We start from the raw sequence: 18,320 nt of genomic DNA on the forward strand, positions 1-18,320 counted from the left end.
GCTTAAGCGCATTATGAAACGATACCTTCTGCCGGTCATTGTCGCGGGGCTTATTCTGGCCTTCTGGCTGAAACCCGACATTCAGGAAATCGCCGCCGGCGTCGCCATCTTCCTGTTCGGGATGCTGATGCTTGAAGACGGGTTCAAGCTGTTTGGCGGCGGGGCGCTGGAACGCATCCTGGAACGCGCCACGCGCTCGACCCCGCGTGCACTGCTGTTTGGCATGGTTTCGACCACGCTGCTTCAGTCAAGCTCGCTTGTGTCGGTCATCACGATCTCGTTTCTCAGCGCAGGGCTGATTTCGCTGATCGGTGGCATCGGTGTGATCTTTGGCGCCAATATCGGCACCACGACAGGCGCGTGGCTGGTCGCGGGGTTTGGCCTGAAGGTCAACATCGCGTCTTATGCCATGCCCATGATCGCGCTGAGCATCGTCTTGGTGTTCCAAAAATCCAAGGCGCTGCGCGGTATCGGTTACGCCCTGGGCGGGCTTGGCTTCCTGTTTCTTGGCATCCACCACATGAAAGAGGGATTTGACGCGTTCAAGGACCAAATTGACCTGACGCGCTTTGCCCTGCCGGGTCTGGCGGGCTTGGTGGTGTATACGTTGCTGGGGGCCTCGGCGACGGTGATCATGCAATCCAGCCATGCGACCATGGTGCTGATCATCACTGCGCTGGCGGCCGGGCAAATTACCTATGAAAACGCGCTGGCGCTGGCCATTGGGGCCAATGTCGGGACCACGATCACCGCGATCATCGGATCGCTGAGCGCAAATTTTCAGGGCAAGCGGCTGGCGCTGGCGCATTTGGTGTTCAACGTGTCAACGGCAGCGGTCGCCTTGGTTTTCATTGTGCCCTTGGGGCAGATCGTCGATTGGGTCAGCCTGCAGGTCGGGATCGACGCCAACGACTTTGCCCTGAAGCTTGCTGTTTTCCACACGATTTTCAACGTGGTCGGCGTGATCTTGATGTTGCCGGTTTTGACCAAGCTGGTCGCCTTTCTTGAACGCCGGATCGTTGAACCGACCGAAGAAGTCAGCCAACCCCATTTCCTGAACGAAGCTGTCTTCGAATTCCCTCAGACCTTGGAAAGCGCGCTGCGTCAGGAGGTTCAGCACCTTTATGAAAACGCGGTCGAGCTGATTTTTCATGGCCTGAACCTGCACCGCCACGAGGTCTTTGGCGCCTCCAACGTGGCGCAAACCGTGCGCAACAGCCGTGCGCCGTTCGATTTGGACATCGAAGACGGGTATGAACGGCGGGTCAAAACCCTTTTTGCGGCCATCGTGAACTATGCCTCGCGGGCAGGTAACAAACGTTACGATCCTGATGTCTCTGAAAAGATCAACACGTTGCGCGATGTGGCAGCGGATATCGTGCAGGCGGTGAAATCGGTCAAACACCTGCGCAAGAATGTGCTGCGCTATACGACACGTCCGCAAGGCAAAGTGACAGAGCTTTACGATGGGCTGCGCACGGAATTGGCGCGTATCCTGATCGAAATTCACAAGCTTGGGGAAGTCGAACCTGACAAGCGCTCTGCCCTGTGGCTTGATCAGGAGCGGGCACAGATCGAAGAGGATGCACGGTCGACAAACCGCAACATCGACCGACTGATCCGAACCGGAGATTTGAACCCTGTCGCCGCCACGTCGTTTCTGAACGATAGCGGCTATGCCTATTCGGCCATGCGCCAATTGATCGAGGCCGCGCGGCGCTATTACATCGAACGCGACAGTGCCTTGGCAGAGGTCGAAAAGCTGCTGTCACTGGAAGACGAAGAGTTGCAAATGAAACCTGACAAGGCGACAGAGGCTGCCCCCGTTGGTGGGGAAAGTTGATGGTTGACCATAGGAGGTCCAAGTCATGGGTCTGAAAAAGCTGGCCGCCAAAGTGGCCGATTATAACGACCGGCTGGAAAGCGGAACCGCAAGCCAGATAGCGCCGGACCACGTGAAGAAAGTCCTGTCCAAGCTGCGCGAGAAAGAGGCCGAGCTTCAGGCCGAGCTTGAAAAGACTGAAAAGCCAGACAAGCAGGGGCGGTTGCAGCGCAAGCTGACGATTGCACGCGAACATATCAGCCGGGCCGAATGGTTGCTGGAGCAAGTCAGCTAAAGCGACGCGCGCCATGCGGGTGAGGTGGCGTCAGACGGGGGTTCCACCGTATTTAGTGCGCATAACCAAAGTTATGTTAAGCAAATAGAGCAACCCGCAGACGACAAAGGGCGACCAGATTGTCTGGCCGCCCTCGGTGTCGTGACTTGGGGTCGCTTAGTTCGCGTCAGCCGCGTTTGTCATCAGGTATTCCATGACAAGTTCGCGTTCGCTTTCTTCAAGACCGGCCCGTTCGAACATGGACGGCACGATGCCTTTCCATTGCTGCTGGGTATAGTGCGTCACCTCGCGCGGGGCGTGGCAGACGGTGCAGCGTTCGAAGAACATCTTCTCGCCCGGGGTCATGTCGGCATAAAGCGCTTCTGTCAGGGCTTCCAGACGCTCGGCACCAACCTTTTCATCGTCGACCGAAGCGAACTCCATGTCTTCGATAATGGCCGGTTTCTCATACGCCATGTTCGGACCTTCGGGGTCTTCACACTTGCGCATGCTGCACAGAACGGTGTTGGCGGTGGTTGCCTGCGCCAGACCGGAAGACCGCTGTGTCGAGGTCAGGAAGTTCACCAGACCCGAGTTGCAACGACCCTTGCTGTCCAGCGACGGCCAAGCCCCTTCGTAGATCGAGACCACACCCGGCATGATGTCATCGCTGACAACAGCCCCGGCGATCACCGTGCCACGGTCGTTGTAAAGCTCGACCAGGTCGCCATCTTCGATACCGCGTGAGGCGGCGTCTTCAGAGTTGATCCGGACCGGCTCGCGACCTTGCACCTTGTAAAGGGCGCGCAGTTTCTCGGACTGGTCCATCTGGCTGTGCAGGCGGAACCATGGGTGGGGCGACACGACGTGCAACTGGCCTTCTTTGGCGTTGCCAAGATATTCGTGTTTCTCCATCCAGACCGGCATGCCGGGGCAATCGTCGATCTCCATACCGGCGATCCCTTCCGAGAACATCTCGATCTTGCCGGAGTCGGTGTGCAGCGGTGTGCCTTCGGGGTCTTCGTAGAAGGCGCCGTGGCGGGTCCACTTGCGGGCCGCATCCGGAACTGGCATCCGGGCATAACCTTTTTCCCAGAACTCTTCGAACGGTGTGTGGGCTGCAGCGCCAGAGGCCTCGTAGGCAAGCTTGATGTGATACATCTTGTCTTCGCCGTCAGTGAACTGGGCCCAAAGTCCCAGTTTGTCGGCCAAGCCTTCGAAGATTTCGTAGTCCGGCAGGCTTTCACCGATCGGTTCGATCACCTTCTTCATGGCATAGACCTTGTCGTTGGAATAGGTGCCACCCGATGTGATGTCATCCTGTTCCAGCGTCGAGGACGCCGGGAAGACGATGTCGACCCAACGGGTTGCCGCTGTCCACCAGACGTCCACGCTGACGATGGTTTCGACCTTCTCAAGCGCACGGATCAGGCGGTTGGTGTCCTGCTGGTGCGACATGAAGTTGTTGCCGGCGTTGAAGATCATCTTGATGTCAGGATAGGTGTTCGTAAACCCGTTATAAAAGAACTCTTTGCCCGGGTTTTCCAGCGCCTCGGTTATCCGCGACGCGGGAACGACCTTCTTGATGAAGTTCCGACCCTGGCTCATGCCGACCGGCGTGCGTGCGCCACTTTGCGGCATGCCGCCGTTACCATAGTGCCACGAGAAGCCAAGGCCCGCGCCGGGTTTGCCGATCTTGCCGGTCAGCGCCTGGAAGTTGACGATGGCCCAATAAGCCATTTCGCCGTGTTGTGCGCGCTGAATGGCCCAAGACCCTGCGATCTGGGTGGTCGAGGTAGCTAGCAGTTCGGCCAGTTCCTTGATCTTGTCTTCGTCCATGCCAGTGATGGCGGCGGCCCAAGCCGGTGTTTTCGGCGTGCCGTCGTCTTCGCCTTTCACATAGGCGATCCACTTGTCGGCACCGACCGTGTATTTGTCCATATAGGCGCGGTCTTCCAGACCGTTCTCCAGCACATGATATGCCATGCCAAGGAACAAAGCGGTGTCGGTGTTGGGCACGATTTGCAGCCATTCGGCATTCAGATAGTCGTCCGAGGCCGTGCGTTGCGGGTTGATCGAGACGAACTTGACACCTGCGTCGCGAATCTCTTCCCACGGGCCATACATGCCGTGGTCGGCCACGCGATATTCGATGCGGTTGTTTTTGATTGGGTCACAGCCAACCAGCACGAACACTTCGGTGTTGTCGCGGATGACTTCCCACGATGTCTGACCCGAATAGACTTCCATGTCGCCAATCACGCGTGGCAAAAGCACCTGACCAGCACCGGCCGACCAGTCGCCAGCGGTGTTGGTGCAGCCGCCGATAAGGTTGATCAGGCGACCCTGAAGCACGTTGGGGCGGAACGAACCAGCGTTCGACCAGCCACCATAGGACGAGCTGAAGATCGCTTCGTTGCCGTGGTTGGTGGCGGTGTCGAGCAGCGCTTTGGCCGCAAGGCTCCAGGCCGTATCCCAATCGACGCGGACATATTCTTCCTTGCCACGCAGTTCGGGCTTGGTGTCGCCGGTTTCCCAACCTTCAAGGTAGGATTTACGCACCATCGGGTAGTTGATGCGCGATTTGTCATAGGTCCGGTCCAGAACGCCGTGGTTCAGCATCTCGGTGGGGCGGGCATCAATCTCCATGATGTTGTTGATGCCGACAAGTTTGCCGTCACGCACCACACCTTCGAACGGGCCGAAGTGGGTGGCGTGGAAAACGCGGTCCGTGAACGAGTTGGGGTCAAGCGCTGCAAGCGCGGTCGATCCCATAAGGGACGTAGCGCCAAACATGGCGGCGCCACCTTGCAGGAAACCGCGGCGGGTTGGGTTGGCAAATGTCATGATGTCCTCCTGACGAGTTAACTGTTCTTGCCCTCTTTCTACACCCACGATGTGAACCGGTCTTTGAGCTGGGATGAACAGGCTGTTCGAGTTTGTAAAAGAATGTAAAAGGAAGAGGTGAGCAGGGAATCGAAGGGTCCAATGAGCCAGCACATCATCATCGTCGAAGACGACAGCGTCACCCGCAGGCGGTTGGCGGCATCCCTGCGCAAACAGATGTATCGTGTCAGCGAAGCCGAAGACGCCGCCCAGATGGAGGAGATTTTGGCCCGTGATCCCGCCGACCTGTTGTTGGTGGACATCAACCTTGACGGCAAGGACGGGCTGACCATAACGCGCGAGCAACGGGCCAAGTCAAAGGCAGGGATCATCCTGTTGACCAGCCGGGATGACCAGATCGACAGGATCGTCGGGCTGGAAATGGGCGCGGATGATTACGTCACCAAGCCCTTCGACAAACGCGAGCTGTTCGCCCGCGTCAAGAACCTGTTGGCCCGCATAAGCGAGATCGGCAAAGCCACCGCAGACCCCGACCCCGTGTGGCGCTTTGGCCGTTGGACGCTGGACCAGATGCGCCGGCGGCTTGAGGATGACACCGGCACCATCGAACCCCTGACCCGGGCCGAGTTCGAGCTGCTGCATGCCTTCACCCGCCATCCCGGCGTGATCTTGTCACGTGACCGCCTGCTTGACCTGATCCAACATCGCCAATGGGCGCCGGATAATCGCACCATCGACGTGTTGGTGGGTCGGTTGCGCAAGAAGATCGAAGACGATCCGACCCAGCCCAACTGGATCATCACGGTGCATGGTGAAGGCTATGTCTTTGCCTCGTCAGGGAAGTGAAGCCCCACTGATCGGGCGGCATCCCTGAGCGTCGCGCGCGCCGGGTGGTAAGTGTCGTCCAACATGCGTTCAACGACCGCTAGATCGCCGCCATCGCGGGCGATTTGTTCGATGTCACCGAGCCGGGCACACAGCTTATCCAGTCGGAAGTTGCTCGAGGCACCTTTCATCCGGTGCGCCAGTTTGCGAACTGTTTCGTGATCCCCTGCCCTCGCGGCATCTTTCAAGGCTGGGATCGCCTCGTCCGCCTGATGAATGTATTCAGACAGGATCGCCTCGGTCTCTTCCGCCCCCAGATCGGCGATATCCTCTTTCAGCCCGGCCAATGTGGTGTTCGCCGCGGCCTCCGCGTCGATCTCTTGGACCACCAAAGGCGCGGTGCCCAACACCTCGCTGAGGATGCGGGGCGATATGGGTTTGGTCAGCACACGCTCGACCCCCAATCGCGCCCGTTCGTCGGGGGTGTCCTGTATGTTGTGGGCGGTCAGCGCGACCAGTCTGGGGGGTGTCGGCACAAGGCGCAGGATCGCCTGTGCGACCTCGGTCCCTTGCATATCGGGCAGATCCAGATCCAACAGCACGATGTCAAATTGATCCGATTTCACAGCGTCGATTGCCGCCGCTCCGGTTTCTGCGTCGGTTACGCGACAGCCCAGCCGCTCAAGATAGCCATGCGCCACCATGCGGTTGACCGCGTTGTCTTCGACCAGCAACACATGCTGGCCCAGCTCGGCGTGTTGGGCGATTTCGGCGGTGCGGGCCACCTGCGCCAGATCGCCTTCGGGCAGGGCAACCGTCAGCGAAAACCGAGACCCCTGCCCCGGCGCGCTTTCGACGCTTAACAGCCCGCCGATGACCTCGGTCAGCCGCCGCGAGATCGACAGACCCAGCCCCATGCCCTGAATGTCGGCCCGCTGCCCCGGATCGACGCGCCCATAGGCGTCAAAGATATAGTCCATATCCTTGGCAGCGATGCCGATCCCGGTGTCTGCCACCGCAAAGGTGATCACATGCCGTCCCTGATCGCTGTCAAAAACATGGTCGATGATCAGATCGACACGACCCGTGTCGGTGTATTTGGTGGCGTTCGACAGCAGGTTAACGACGACCTGCCGGATCTTGGCAACGTCCCCGAACAGGGCGATCGGTAAATCCGGCGGCGCGCTGATTTCAAAGTCCAGCCTGCGAGCCTTGGCGCTGACGCTGAGATAGGTGGCCAGATGGCCGACCAGATCACGGGTGTCAAAATGCACGGGCGCCGCGCGCAGCTTGCCCCGTTCGGTGCTGGCGTAGTCCAGCAAGTCATTGGTCAGACCCAACAGATGCTCCGCCGAGGCGCGCGCGGTCACCAAACGTTTGCGATCATCCGCGCCGGACAGTTCGCCCTCCAACAGTCGCAGCATCCCGATGATGCCATTCAACGGCGTGCGGATTTCATGGCTCATCATCGCCAGAAATTCGGATTTTGCCCGGTTCGCTGCCTCGGATTCGGCGCGGGCCGCGTCGTGGGCTTTCATCTCGGTGACGATATCGCCGGTGCGCTGCAACACAGTCTCTTCTAGCTCGTCGCGCAGGTTTCGCGCCTTCAGGGCGCGGGTGCGCAGGATGCGAAGCGCCTTTTCCATCTCGCCGATTTCATCCCCTCCGCTGACGGGAATGGCGTGGTCGAAATCCTCATGCGCCAAGGCCTCGATATGCTCGGCAACCCCGCGCAGTCGCCCAACCACCTTGCGGCGGGCGAATTGCCAGCTGACAAAGCCCGCCCCGGTCGTCAGGCCCAACAACAGCGCCAGACCCGCGACAATTCTGCGCCCCAAGGTCTGCGTCCTGGTCTGGGATTGTTCGGCATGGGCTTGCAAGCGGGTGAACTGGGTTTCAGAAAACCCTGTCAAGGCAAGCACATCGTCGCGGATGCCGGACAGTATGTCTGCCATCGTGTCGCCTTCTGCCAGCCATTCGGCCTGCAGGCTATAGACCCCATCGCTGGCAAGTTCGCCTGCAAGCTGATCCAAAAGCGTGGCCGCGCGTGTTTGGGCCGCTGCGGATTGCAGATAGCTCAATCGCCGCTGCGCAAATGCAAGCTCGTCGCGTGCCTGCGCGCGCGCCTCTTCAAGCTGCGCCAGATCGGACGCACCTGCGACTTGCAGCAACAAGCCCCCCGCGGTGTCGATCGAGCGTCCAAGCTCGACCTGCCGGTCATAGGCAAAGAAATCCCGGTCGGCCAAACCGTCCAGCCGGTCGCGGGCATCTGCGCCGCTTTGGGTATACAAATCAGCGATCGTTGCCGTGACACGGACGCGCGCGATGTCCAGTTGGCTGGCCAGAATGTCTTGCATTTCGGTCAGCCTGTCCGAGATGTCAACAATCTGCTGCTGAAGAACCTGGCGCTGCATCAACCGGCTTTCGGCCCCCGTGGCCAGACGCGTCACCGCGTTTTGCAGCCTGTTCAGAACCGCCATGCCATCGTCGCCCTCGGGAAACAGCCCAAGTCGCTCCAGCTCTTGCAAATCTGTCTGCAGGTTGTCCATTTCGGTTCTGAGCGACTGCACAAGCGATTGCAGGTCGGGCAGATTGCCGACTTCGGAGAAGGATGGCGCCAGCGCGGCAACAAAGACGCTTTCTTCCGAAATCTTTCGGGCCAGCGCGGCAGCGGGCAGGTTGTCCTGTATCAAGGCGCGCTGCTGCCCTGCCAGATACCAGATGGATGCAAGCGCTGTGACGCTGACAAGCACGGACAGGCTCACAATGAATGTGAAAACCCTGAGCAATTGTTTATCAAAACCGACCTGCCGCATGATGCGACGGTATGGTGTATTGCGGGCGATCGCAATCACCGTGCTGGGCCTGTCTGGTGCGAGTGTCGCACTGCCCTCAATGCAAGCACAGGCGCAGGAGGGCGCGCAGACAATTTGTGTCGTGGTGCCGCATTTCAAGGATGAATACTGGCTTAGCGTGGGTTATGGATTGCAAGAGGAGGCCACTGAAGAAGGGGCCACCTTGTTGTTTTATGAATCCGGTGGCTATCACGCCCTGCAACGTCAGGTTTCGCTGATGCAGACCTGTCTTGCGAAAGGCGCGGACGCGATCTTGCTGGGCGCGGTGTCTGCGGATGCGCCTGCCCTTCTGGGGGCTGTCGAAGAAGCGTCTGCTGAGGTGCCCATACTGGCACTGGTGAACGAACTTCATGCCCCGCAGCTTGTGGCCTCGATCGGGGTGGATTGGCGCGAAATGGGCCAGGCGGTCGGACGGTTTGTCGCCGAGCGCCACCCCGAAGGGACCAAGACGATGCGGGTCGGCTTTGTCACCGGACCAGAAGATTCCGGGTGGTCACCCCTTTTGGAAGGCGGCCTGCGCGTCGGTTTGCAAGGCTCGTCCGCAAAGATCGTGGCCGTCAGGCGCGCGGACACCGGGTTGCGTGAACAACTGCGTGAGGTCGAAGACCTGCTGACCACCCAGCCGGATCTGGATTATCTGATCGGCAGCGCCCCGGCAATCGAAGGCGCTATGGGGTTGTCCGAGCGTCTCGGCCGCCCGTTTCCAAAGATGATCGCAACCTATATCAGCCACTCGGTTCGGCGGGGTCTGCAAAGCGGTAAAGTCATGGCGGTTCCGTTTGATGATCCGGTCGCCCAAGGTCGGCTTGGCATACGGGCGGCGTTGGCCGCAATGGGCAGCGAAAGCATTGCAGACATGGCAGGACCGTCGATCGTGCTGATGGACACACAGCACCCGGACGTGGCCGCGATCCCACTGTCGCCGGCGTCCCTTGTTCTGGCGATCGAGTAGCGACCTGCCCGCGTTGTCCGGCCTGTCACACCTGACAGATTCGGACGCGGACAGCCAACGCCGCACAGCTCAAATTGATTCCCCGGAAACGGTCTTTTTACGCCTCATTTCCAAGATTGGGACAGTTGCTGCGTGTTAGAAGCAAACTAATAACCCCTGCGATCACGTTGTTTTTCACGCCCGCTCTCTTTTTCGTGAGCTTCGTTGACATATGTCAAGACGCGCGGCGCCCGTTGCCTCCATCTTCACCTTGCCTCACCAAGCAAATGGAGAGTGATCATGTCACTTGGAACCACCCAAAAGAATATCCGCAGCTCGCTAGGGATTGGCTTAGCCATGATGCTCGGCAGCGTCGCTCTGCCAGCAATGGCTGAAGGTCCGACCCTCAGCGAAGAAGCATTTGATGCTTCGAAGCAACTTTATTTTGAACAATGTGCCGGTTGTCACGGCGTGCTCCGTAAGGGCGCGACAGGCAAAAGCCTTGAGCCGGTTGTGAAAACCACTGCCGACGATGGCACGGTAACAGAAAGCGGCACGCTTAAACTCGGCCAGGAACGTCTTGAAAAGATTATTACCTGGGGCACCGAAGGCGGTATGAACAACTTCTCGGACATCATGACCGAGCAGCAGATCAAAGACATGGCGACCTATATCCAAATGGATCCGCCCAAGCCGCCAGAAATGTCGCTGGCTCAGATGAAAGAGACCCGCAAGGTCTATGTCGAAGAAGCCGACTACCCGACCGAGCCGCTTCATGGCCGCAACTGGGAAAACTTCTTCGTCGTCATCGAACGTGACGCTGGTAAAGTTGCCATCGTTGACGGTGACACCAAAGAGGTGCTGACACACATCCCGACCGGCTATGCCGTGCACGTGATCAAAGCGTCAGAGCACCACAAGATCACCGAACCCGAACAGCCCGGCCGCTTCTGGTACACGATGGGCCGCGACGGCAAGATGACCAAGATCGACCTGTGGCAAACACCGGACAAGATGTTGGTTTCCGAAGTCAAAGTTGCCTATGACGCACGTGACGTTGCCGTATCCGGCGATGGTAAATATGTCATCGGTGGCGGCTACTGGCCTCCGCACTTCGTGATCGCGGATGCTGTGACCATGGAACCGCTGAAGGTCGTATCGACCCGCGGCGTGAACGTGGACGGCGACTATGTGGAAGAAGCCCGTGTGGCAGCCATCTACACCACGCCCAATGAAACCAGCTGGCTGGTTGCAGTGAAAGAGCTGGGGCAGATGTGGCAGGTTGACTATTCCGACCTGGAAAACCTGCGGATCGACAAGATCGACTCGGCCAAGTTCCTGCACGATGGGTTCTTTGATCCGACCGGTCGCTACTTCCAGATCGCGGCGAACGCCTCGAACAAAATGGTTGTTGTCGACACCAAGGAACGCAAGCTGGAAGCCATGATCGACGTTGCGGCCCTGCCGCACCCCGGTCCCGGCGCCAACTGGGACGATCCGAACTGTGGCCCGGTTGCAGGCACCACCCACCTGGGTATCGGTACTGTGACGGTTTGGGGCAACGACCCCGAAGGTCACCCGGATAACGCCTGGAAAACCTGCTACGAAGTCGAAACTGACGGCGCTGGCCTGTTTGTCCGGACCCACCCGAACTCCAAGTATGTTTGGGCGGATCAGACAAAACACCCCGAGCCTGAAATTCAGCAATCTGTTCAGGTTATCTCGAAAGAGACAGGTGAAATCGTGAAAACGATCCAGCTGACAGAACAAGAAGGTCACGCCGCTGTGCACTTCGAGTTCAACGCAGACGGCACCGAAGTTTGGGTGTCGAACTGGAACCTGGCAGACTCGCTTGAGCCGAATGGTGAGATCGTGATCTACGACGCCGAAACGCTGGAAGAAAAAGCCCGCGTGAAGGGACTGTTTGCCCCGACCGGCAAGTTCAACGTCTACAACCGTTCGAACCACGTCACCTAAGGGTGAGTTGAAAAAGAACCCAAGGGGGCGGGCCAAGCGCCCGCCCCTTTTCTACTTACTGGTCTGAATACGGACCAATCACGAAGCCAGAACGGAGCCTGGACATGTCCCAGACCAACGGTAGCGACCCGAAAAAGCCAATCTGGCGCCGGTATTTCCTGTGGGGAATGCCGCTTGCCGGTATCGCGGGCGTCTTTGTCGCCGGCATTATCTTCTGGGGTGGTTTCAACACCGCCATGGAAGCCACGAACACCAAAGATTTCTGTATTTCCTGTCACGAGATGGAAGATTTCGTCTATCAGGAATACAAGGGCACGATCCACGACGTGAACCGCTCGGGCGTCGGTGCGGTCTGTTCCGACTGTCACGTTCCGAAGGACTGGACCCACAAGATGATCCGCAAGGTCAAAGCCTCGAAAGAGCTTTGGGGCAAGCTGGTCGGAACCATCAACACAGAAGAGAAGTTTGAAGCCAAGCGTCTGCATCTGGCGATGAACGAATGGGAACGGATGAAAAACTCCGACAGCCGCGAATGTCGCAACTGTCACAACTTCCAATCCATGATGCCCGAGTTTCAGGCCCCCCGCGCCCGTCAGCAGCACTTGAACGCGATGGAAACCGGTCAGACCTGTATCGACTGCCACAAGGGCATCGCGCACTCGGACCTGCGTGACCGCGCGGACGAGGAATATCTGGAAGCGCTGGAAGCGCCGAACCCGAAATTCATTCGTGAAGTTCCGCAAGCCTATCTGGAAAGCCTTGCCCGTATCGAAGCCCAGGAAGCCGAAGAAGACGCAGCGCGCAAAGCTGAATCTGACGCGGCTCAGGCCCGTGTGATGGCAGCGGTTGAAGCCGCCCGCACAGACGAACGCGCCAAGGTCGAAGCCGAAATGGCTGGCACCGCGACGGATGCGCCTGCCGGTGGTGACGCTGGTGGTGCAAGTGCCGGTGGCACGGTTGGCGCCAATGTCGATTGGGACGCTGTCGCCTCGACCGATATGACGCTGTTCTATCCGGGCCAAGCTTCATTCGAATGGGTGCAAAACGGCAAGACCCACGGCGGCGCACGTCCGCTGACCAAGGGTGGCGACGCATGCTCGACCTGCCACGCGAAAGAACTGGAAGCCATTGGCGACAAGATCGTCGCTGGCGGTGGCGGCAAGAACGACGAGCTGGAACCGACCCCGATCCCCGGTAAGCGCGGCACGATCGCTGCATCGCTGAAGGCAGCCTATGACGATGAAAACGTCTATTTCCGCCTGCAGTGGATGGATGCCGGTCACACCCCTGCCCCGTTTGTTGACGGCGGCAAGATGGACCCGGACAACCAGATCAAGGTTGGCATGATGATCACCGGCACAGGGATCGAAATGGGTGAGCAAGTGGGCTGCTGGGCAACCTGCCACGCCGACAACACCTATATGCCCTTCGATCCGGGTGCGGATGCGATTGCCGCCAGCGGTGACATCGCCACGCAGCTTCAGGCCGACAAAACAATCACCAAGTATCTGGCCGAAAGCCGGACAGATATCGAGCTGAAAGGCCGTGGCGACAAGCCATTGGGTGGTTGGGACAAGGTCAAAGATCAGGCTGAAATCGACCAGCTTCTGGCCGATGGCACCTTTATGGACCTGATGCGGGTCTATGCCGATGGCACAGCCGAAAACGGCTATCTTCTGCAAAACCGCACGGTGAACGAAGGTGAAATGGCCGCCGAAGCCAATCTGGGTGCAGATGGCACTTGGACCGTCACGTTCTCGCGGCCTCTGGCAGGTGGCGAAGGTGATGTCGCACTGGAAGCAGGCAAGATCTATACGGTCGGGTTTGCGATCCATGATGACTTCACAGCGGCGCGTTTCCACCATGTAACGCTGAATACCAGCCTTGCACTGGACAATGCAGAAGCTGCGATTAACGTGGTCAAGCAATAAAAAACTAAGCTGCGGCCGGCCCCAACCGGCCGCAGCCATTTGACGAGGTTCAGAAAGGAACGCTGATGAAACGCACACTCGCCGCTTTTGCCCTGTCCTCGACTGCCGTGCTTTGCGCGGCTTTTCCCGTTCTGGCCGATGACGACAAGACCGCGGCCATCTGCGCCGAAGCTGAAGATCGTTATGTCGAGCTGTTCGGCCACCCCTCTGATCAGGAAGAGGGCGTCGTGGTCGTCAAGATGTATAAGTATAACTTCTGCCCTGGTGAACTGGTCGTGCCCGTCGGCACCACGGTGCGTTGGGTCAATGTGGACAAGCGCACCAGCCACAGCGTGATCGTTCCCAACGAACCCGAAAGCGACCGCGCTTTCCCGGAAGAGACGATCGAATACACCTTTCTGACCGAAGGCGACCAGGAATACCTTTGTGGACCCCATTGGGAAACACAAAATATGATTGGTATGGTCACGGTTACGTCAAAATAACCCTTTGATTAGAAGCACTTGAAATTATTCACGTGTTAAGGTGCGCCGAAATCGGCGCGCCTTGCTTTATATCAAGGAAGGGCATGGCTGGGCGGGCCATCTTACCCTCACAATTCGGCCGAAGCCTCACCCGCTGGCGATGTCTATGTTCAGACGCATGTATTATGCTGTCGCTCGTCTCGGGTATCTGGCTTGCAGCCATCCAAAGGACGAGCGAGAAAAGACATGACCGGTAAAGTTTACCTGATCGGCGCAGGCCCCGGAGACCCGGAGCTGATGACCATGAAAGCCATCCGTATGCTGAAAGAGGCAGACGTGGTGGTCTATGACCGGCTTGTGTCAGACGATATCGTCGCCATGGCCAAACCGGATTCCGAGATGATTTTCGTCGGCAAGGCCTCGAATTGTCACACGGTGCCGCAAAATCGAATCAACGAGATTCTGGTTGAAAAAGCCCGCGCCGGGCACGTCGTAGCCCGCCTGAAAGGGGGCGATCCGCTGATCTTCGGGCGTGGCTCGGAAGAAGCTGGGTATGTCGTGTCCCAAGGGGTCGAAGTCGAATACGCCCCCGGCATCACCGCCGCACAGGGTGCCGCCAGCGTCACCGGCGTTCCGCTGACCCATCGCGGTTTGGCGACCAGCGTTCAATATGTCACCGGTCACCGTCAGGCCGACAACGTGCTGGATCTTGATTGGAAACGACTGGCCGATCCGACCACCACGCTGGTCGTCTATATGGGAGTGGCCAATATCGGCCAGATCGCGGTGGGCCTGATGACCGAAGGCCTGTCCGGCACGACCCCCGTCATGGCCATTTCGCGTGCATCCACACCTGACGAGACGCGCATGATCTCGACCCTTGATCACGTCGCGCAAGACGCCCGCAATGCCGGGTTGAAGCCGCCCACCCTGTTCATTATCGGCAAGGTCGTGTCGCTTTATGATGCGGTCCAGTTCGATCCCGCCCAAGAGGTCGCCGCCCATGCCTAGCCTTCTGGCCTTGTTGCTTCTGACAGGTGCCGCCCATGCGGGCGAGGCACCTGTTGACCCGATCGCGCTTCAGCGTCTGGTGCATCAGGATTGCGGCTCATGCCATGGCTTGACCCTGAAAGGCGGTCTTGGACCCGATATCCGGGCCGAAACCATCGAACATTACGACGCGGACGTGCTGCAATCTGTCATCCTTGACGGCATTCCCGACACCGCCATGCCCCCTTGGCGCCCGCTGATTTCCGAGGCCGAAGCGGCCTGGATCGCTGACTATCTGCTGAAAGGCGACACCCAATGAAATCCCTCATTTCCGCGCTTGCCCTTGCCGCCACCCTTGGCACGGCCGCGCTTGCCGACACGATTGCAACTGGCGATCTGGGTCTGGTGATTGAACGGGCCAAAGGCTCGGTCCTCTTGGTCGACCAATCCGACCGCGCCTCCATTGCCCGGATCGAAGGCTTGGGCGATCTGTCCCATGCCTCGATCGTGTATTCATCTGACGAACGCTACGCCTATGTGTTTGGCCGCGACGGCGGGCTGACCAAGGTCGATATTGTTGAACGCAAGATCGCAAACCGCGTGGTGCAGGGCGGCAACTCCATCGGCGGGGCGATTTCTGACGATGGCAAGCTGGTCGCCGTATCAAACTATGAACCCGGTGGCGTGCGCATTTTTGACGCCGAGACGCTGGAACTGGTTGCCGACATTCCTACCGAATCGAAGACCATCGGGCTGGTGGACGTCCCCGGTCGCCGCTTCGTGTTCACCATGTGGGACACGGGCGAGACGTGGATTGCCGATATGTCAAACGGCCCCGAGCCCGAGATCACCAAGATCACCGACATGGGCAAAAATCCCTATGACGCGCTGGTCACCGGCAACGGGCGCACCTATATCACCGGCCTCTTTGGCGAAGACGGGCTGACCGCGCTGGACCTGTGGGAAGATGACCCCAAACCCATCCGCGTCATGCCCAACTATGGCCGTGGACAGGAAGAAATGCCGGTTTACAAGATGCCCCACCTCGAAGGCTGGGCGCTGACCGGATCGGAATTCGTGCTGCCCGCCGTGGGCCACCACGAAGTGCTGTGGGTCGATGCCCAAACGCTGGAAGAAACCGGCCGCACCAAGACCTATTCCCAACCCGTTTTCGCCATGGCGCGCCCCGATGGGCGTCAGGTCTGGGTCAACTTCGCCCACCCGATGAACGACACCATTCAGGTGATCGACACGGTGACGAAAGAGGTGATCCACCAGTTCAAACCCGGCCCCGCTGTGCTGCATATGGAATTCACTCCGCGCGGCCATGAAATCTGGGTCAGCGTGCGGGATGAGAACAAAGTGAAGATCTACGACACGCACAGCTACGAGCTGCTGCGCGAGATTGACGCCGACAGCCCCTCGGGCATTTTCTTCACCGCGCGCGCGCACCGGACAGGGCTGTAAGCGATGAAAGATGTCGCCGATCCCATTGACCGCGCCCTGCTGGACGATTGGCAGCGAGATTTCCCCGTGGTGTCCCGCCCTTTCGCCGAACTGGCAAAAGCGGCAGGCACCAGCGAGATTGACGTGCTGAATCGCTTGGCTGATATGCAGGAAAACGGCACCATCACGCGGGTTGGCGCGACCTGTGCGCCGAACACTCTGTCAGCGTCGACACTTGCCGCCGTGGCCGCCCCGGAGGATCGCATCGAAGAGGTCGCGGCGATCATCAACGAAGACCCCGGCGTGAACCATTCCTACGAGCGTGAGGACCAGTGGAACATCTGGTTCGTCGCCACCGGGCCGGATCGCGATGCGGTGAACGCCTCGCTTGATCGCATTTCAAAACGCACCGGGCTGCGCGTGATCGACCTGCGCCTTTTGCGCCCGTTCAACATCGACCTTGGGTTCAAAATGGCCGGGCAAGACACACCCGTCATGCACGCCACGCCCCGTGCGCTGGATATGTCCGCGATCCGCGACGGTGACAAAGCGTTGATGAATATCCTGACCAAGGGAATGCCCTTGGTCGCCGCGCCCTATGCGGTGATTGCCGACCAGCTTGGCCGGAGCGAAGCCACCGTTCTGGCCCGCGTCTCTGCCCTAACGGATGCTGGCGTTCTATCGCGCCTTGGCGTCATCGTGCGCCACCGCAAACTGGGTTGGAAATCAAACGCAATGGTCGTCTGGCAAGTGGCCGAAGCTGACATCCCCGAGGCTGGCACCCAACTGGCTACCCTGCCCGGCGTGACGCTCTGCTATGAGCGCCGCCCGGTCGCGGATGTCTGGCCCTATCGCCTGTATTGCATGATCCACGCCCAATCGCGCGAGGCCGCGATGGCGGTTCTGGACAAGGCCCGCGCCCTGCCCGCGCTGGAAGGTATCGACCACAAAGTGCTGTTCTCCACTCGCTGCTTCCGCCAAACCGGCGCGATGATCGCGAAAGAAAAGGAGGCCGCAGAATGACCGCCCTTGACGACATCGACCGCGCTTTGGTGAACGCGTTGCAGGACGACCTGCCGCTGGACCACCGCCCCTTCGCACCCCTGGCCGAAAAACTTGGCCTGACGGAAGAGGCGCTTCTGGACCGTGTCCGCGCCTTGCGCGCATCCGGCATTCTGACCCGCTTCGGCCCGTTCTTTGACGCGGCCGCCATGGGCGGGGCGTTCTGCCTGTGCGCCATGAACGTGCCGGCGGATCGGTTTGACGAGGTCAACGACAAGGTCAACGCCCACCCTGAAGTGGCCCACAACTATGAACGTTCGCACAAGCTGAACATGTGGTTCGTGCTGGCCTGCGAAACACCCGAAGGCATCGCCAAAATTGCTGCCCGGATCGAAGATGAAACCGGCCTTAAAGTCCTGCAATTCCCGAAACTCCAGGAATTCTACATCGGGTTCAGGGTGGCGGCATGAGCATTGACGCCACAGACCGCGCCATCATCGAAGCGCTGCAATCCGGCCTGCCACTGGTCCCAGCCCCTTACGCCGAAGTGGCCGAGAAACTGGGGCTGGAGGAGTCCGACCTGACCACGCGCCTTGCCGCGATGAAGGAAAGCGGCGTCATCCGCCGGATCGCCGCCGCGCCCAACCACTACAAACTGGGCATGACCGCCAACGGCATGACCGTTTGGGATGTGGACGACGCAGTGCTGAACGAGGTTGGCCCGAAAATCGGCGCGCTGCCCTTCGTCACCCACAGCTATGAACGTCCGCGCGCCCTGCCCGACTGGCCCTATAACCTGTTTGCCATGGTCCACGGATCCTCGCGTGAAGAGGTCGAGGAAAAGCGCCAGCAGATCGTCGAGCTTCTGGGCGATGCGCTGCGCAGCTCGGACACGCTCTACTCCACTCGCATTCTGAAAAAGACGGGGCTTCGGCTTCGCAAGAAAGGGGACTGAT

Annotated in this window: 15 protein-coding genes; 13 read left to right on the forward strand and 2 right to left on the reverse strand. The window is 59.3% G+C overall.

The annotated features are described in order from the left end of the window. Positions 1 to 13 precede the first annotated feature (13 nt). Together ACXYMP_RS15330 and ACXYMP_RS15335 are read left to right on the forward strand one after the other, a co-directional pair. Positions 14 to 1,843, forward strand: a complete 1,830-nt coding sequence (locus tag ACXYMP_RS15330; RefSeq protein ID WP_298571655.1) for a Na/Pi cotransporter family protein — start codon at positions 14 to 16, stop codon at positions 1,841 to 1,843. A gap of 25 nt (positions 1,844 to 1,868) precedes the next feature. Continuing rightward, a complete protein-coding gene (locus ACXYMP_RS15335) occupies positions 1,869 to 2,117 on the forward strand; it encodes a hypothetical protein (protein WP_458907404.1) in 249 nt (82 codons plus the stop codon). A gap of 156 nt (positions 2,118 to 2,273) precedes the next feature. Here the strand turns inward: ACXYMP_RS15335 and ACXYMP_RS15340 are convergent, their stop codons facing one another. After that, a complete protein-coding gene (locus ACXYMP_RS15340; protein ID WP_458907406.1) occupies positions 2,274 to 4,943 on the reverse strand; it encodes a molybdopterin-dependent oxidoreductase in 2,670 nt (889 codons plus the stop codon). A 141-nt stretch (positions 4,944 to 5,084) separates the two neighbouring features. Between ACXYMP_RS15340 and torR the strand changes: the two genes are divergently transcribed. Further along, the gene (gene torR / locus ACXYMP_RS15345; RefSeq protein ID WP_248363794.1) at positions 5,085 to 5,789 is read left to right on the forward strand and encodes a two-component system response regulator TorR; all 705 of its coding nucleotides are present in this window, start codon (positions 5,085 to 5,087) and stop codon (positions 5,787 to 5,789) included. On the opposite strand, the gene ACXYMP_RS15350 is transcribed toward torR, so the two are convergent. Further along, entirely contained in the window at positions 5,762 to 8,584 is a 2,823-nt protein-coding gene (locus tag ACXYMP_RS15350; protein WP_458907408.1) for an ATP-binding protein, read from the reverse strand. The genes torR and ACXYMP_RS15350 overlap by 28 nt on opposite strands. Before the next feature lies 1 nt (position 8,585). Here ACXYMP_RS15350 and torT point away from each other — a divergent pair, with 1 nt between their 5' ends. From torT to ahbB (ACXYMP_RS15400), 10 genes are all read left to right on the forward strand, one after another. Further along, positions 8,586 to 9,575, forward strand: coding sequence for a TMAO reductase system periplasmic protein TorT (gene torT, locus ACXYMP_RS15355; protein ID WP_458907410.1), 990 nt, complete (start codon positions 8,586 to 8,588; stop codon positions 9,573 to 9,575). A 279-nt stretch (positions 9,576 to 9,854) separates the two neighbouring features. Continuing rightward, on the forward strand, positions 9,855 to 11,531 hold the full coding sequence (locus tag ACXYMP_RS15360; protein WP_298571640.1) for a cytochrome D1 domain-containing protein: 1,677 nt from the start codon (positions 9,855 to 9,857) through the stop codon (positions 11,529 to 11,531). A 104-nt stretch (positions 11,532 to 11,635) separates the two neighbouring features. Continuing rightward, entirely contained in the window at positions 11,636 to 13,462 is a 1,827-nt protein-coding gene (locus ACXYMP_RS15365) for a NapC/NirT family cytochrome c (protein ID WP_298571637.1), read from the forward strand. 65 nt (positions 13,463 to 13,527) lie between these two features. After that, complete coding sequence (locus tag ACXYMP_RS15370) at positions 13,528 to 13,947, forward strand: cupredoxin domain-containing protein (protein ID WP_458907413.1); 420 nt, start codon at positions 13,528 to 13,530, stop codon at positions 13,945 to 13,947. A 225-nt stretch (positions 13,948 to 14,172) separates the two neighbouring features. Next, a complete protein-coding gene (cobA, locus tag ACXYMP_RS15375; protein WP_298571630.1) occupies positions 14,173 to 14,937 on the forward strand; it encodes a uroporphyrinogen-III C-methyltransferase in 765 nt (254 codons plus the stop codon). Beyond that, positions 14,930 to 15,235 carry a c-type cytochrome gene (locus ACXYMP_RS15380; protein WP_458907415.1) on the forward strand — a complete coding sequence of 102 codons (306 nt, stop codon included), beginning with the start codon at positions 14,930 to 14,932 and terminating at the stop codon, positions 15,233 to 15,235. The genes cobA and ACXYMP_RS15380 overlap by 8 nt, the downstream gene beginning before the upstream one ends. Next, complete coding sequence (locus ACXYMP_RS15385) at positions 15,232 to 16,383, forward strand: cytochrome D1 domain-containing protein (RefSeq protein ID WP_298571624.1); 1,152 nt, start codon at positions 15,232 to 15,234, stop codon at positions 16,381 to 16,383. Before ACXYMP_RS15380 ends, ACXYMP_RS15385 begins: the two co-directional genes overlap by 4 nt. A 3-nt stretch (positions 16,384 to 16,386) precedes the next feature. After that, positions 16,387 to 17,385 carry a siroheme decarboxylase subunit beta gene (ahbB, locus tag ACXYMP_RS15390; RefSeq protein ID WP_458907418.1) on the forward strand — a complete coding sequence of 333 codons (999 nt, stop codon included), beginning with the start codon at positions 16,387 to 16,389 and terminating at the stop codon, positions 17,383 to 17,385. Next, on the forward strand, positions 17,382 to 17,834 hold the full coding sequence (locus ACXYMP_RS15395) for an Lrp/AsnC family transcriptional regulator (protein WP_458907420.1): 453 nt from the start codon (positions 17,382 to 17,384) through the stop codon (positions 17,832 to 17,834). Before ahbB (ACXYMP_RS15390) ends, ACXYMP_RS15395 begins: the two co-directional genes overlap by 4 nt. After that, a complete protein-coding gene (gene ahbB, locus ACXYMP_RS15400; protein ID WP_458907422.1) occupies positions 17,831 to 18,319 on the forward strand; it encodes a siroheme decarboxylase subunit beta in 489 nt (162 codons plus the stop codon). The genes ACXYMP_RS15395 and ahbB (ACXYMP_RS15400) overlap by 4 nt, the downstream gene beginning before the upstream one ends. Position 18,320: the final 1 nt, after the last annotated feature.

The sequence above is a fragment of the Aliiroseovarius sp. CAU 1755 genome, assembly GCF_054482655.1.

Coding starts and splice junctions, on each gene's coding strand:
- ACXYMP_RS15330 (WP_298571655.1), top strand. CDS start 14: ATGAAACGATACCTTCTGCCGGTCATTGTCGCGGGGCTTATTCTGGCC.
- ACXYMP_RS15335 (WP_458907404.1), top strand. CDS start 1,869: ATGGGTCTGAAAAAGCTGGCCGCCAAAGTGGCCGATTATAACGACCGG.
- ACXYMP_RS15340 (WP_458907406.1), bottom strand. CDS start 4,943: ATGACATTTGCCAACCCAACCCGCCGCGGTTTCCTGCAAGGTGGCGCC.
- torR (WP_248363794.1), top strand. CDS start 5,085: ATGAGCCAGCACATCATCATCGTCGAAGACGACAGCGTCACCCGCAGG.
- ACXYMP_RS15350 (WP_458907408.1), bottom strand. CDS start 8,584: ATGCGGCAGGTCGGTTTTGATAAACAATTGCTCAGGGTTTTCACATTC.
- torT (WP_458907410.1), top strand. CDS start 8,586: ATGCGACGGTATGGTGTATTGCGGGCGATCGCAATCACCGTGCTGGGC.
- ACXYMP_RS15360 (WP_298571640.1), top strand. CDS start 9,855: ATGTCACTTGGAACCACCCAAAAGAATATCCGCAGCTCGCTAGGGATT.
- ACXYMP_RS15365 (WP_298571637.1), top strand. CDS start 11,636: ATGTCCCAGACCAACGGTAGCGACCCGAAAAAGCCAATCTGGCGCCGG.
- ACXYMP_RS15370 (WP_458907413.1), top strand. CDS start 13,528: ATGAAACGCACACTCGCCGCTTTTGCCCTGTCCTCGACTGCCGTGCTT.
- cobA (WP_298571630.1), top strand. CDS start 14,173: ATGACCGGTAAAGTTTACCTGATCGGCGCAGGCCCCGGAGACCCGGAG.
- ACXYMP_RS15380 (WP_458907415.1), top strand. CDS start 14,930: ATGCCTAGCCTTCTGGCCTTGTTGCTTCTGACAGGTGCCGCCCATGCG.
- ACXYMP_RS15385 (WP_298571624.1), top strand. CDS start 15,232: ATGAAATCCCTCATTTCCGCGCTTGCCCTTGCCGCCACCCTTGGCACG.
- ahbB (WP_458907418.1), top strand. CDS start 16,387: ATGAAAGATGTCGCCGATCCCATTGACCGCGCCCTGCTGGACGATTGG.
- ACXYMP_RS15395 (WP_458907420.1), top strand. CDS start 17,382: ATGACCGCCCTTGACGACATCGACCGCGCTTTGGTGAACGCGTTGCAG.
- ahbB (WP_458907422.1), top strand. CDS start 17,831: ATGAGCATTGACGCCACAGACCGCGCCATCATCGAAGCGCTGCAATCC.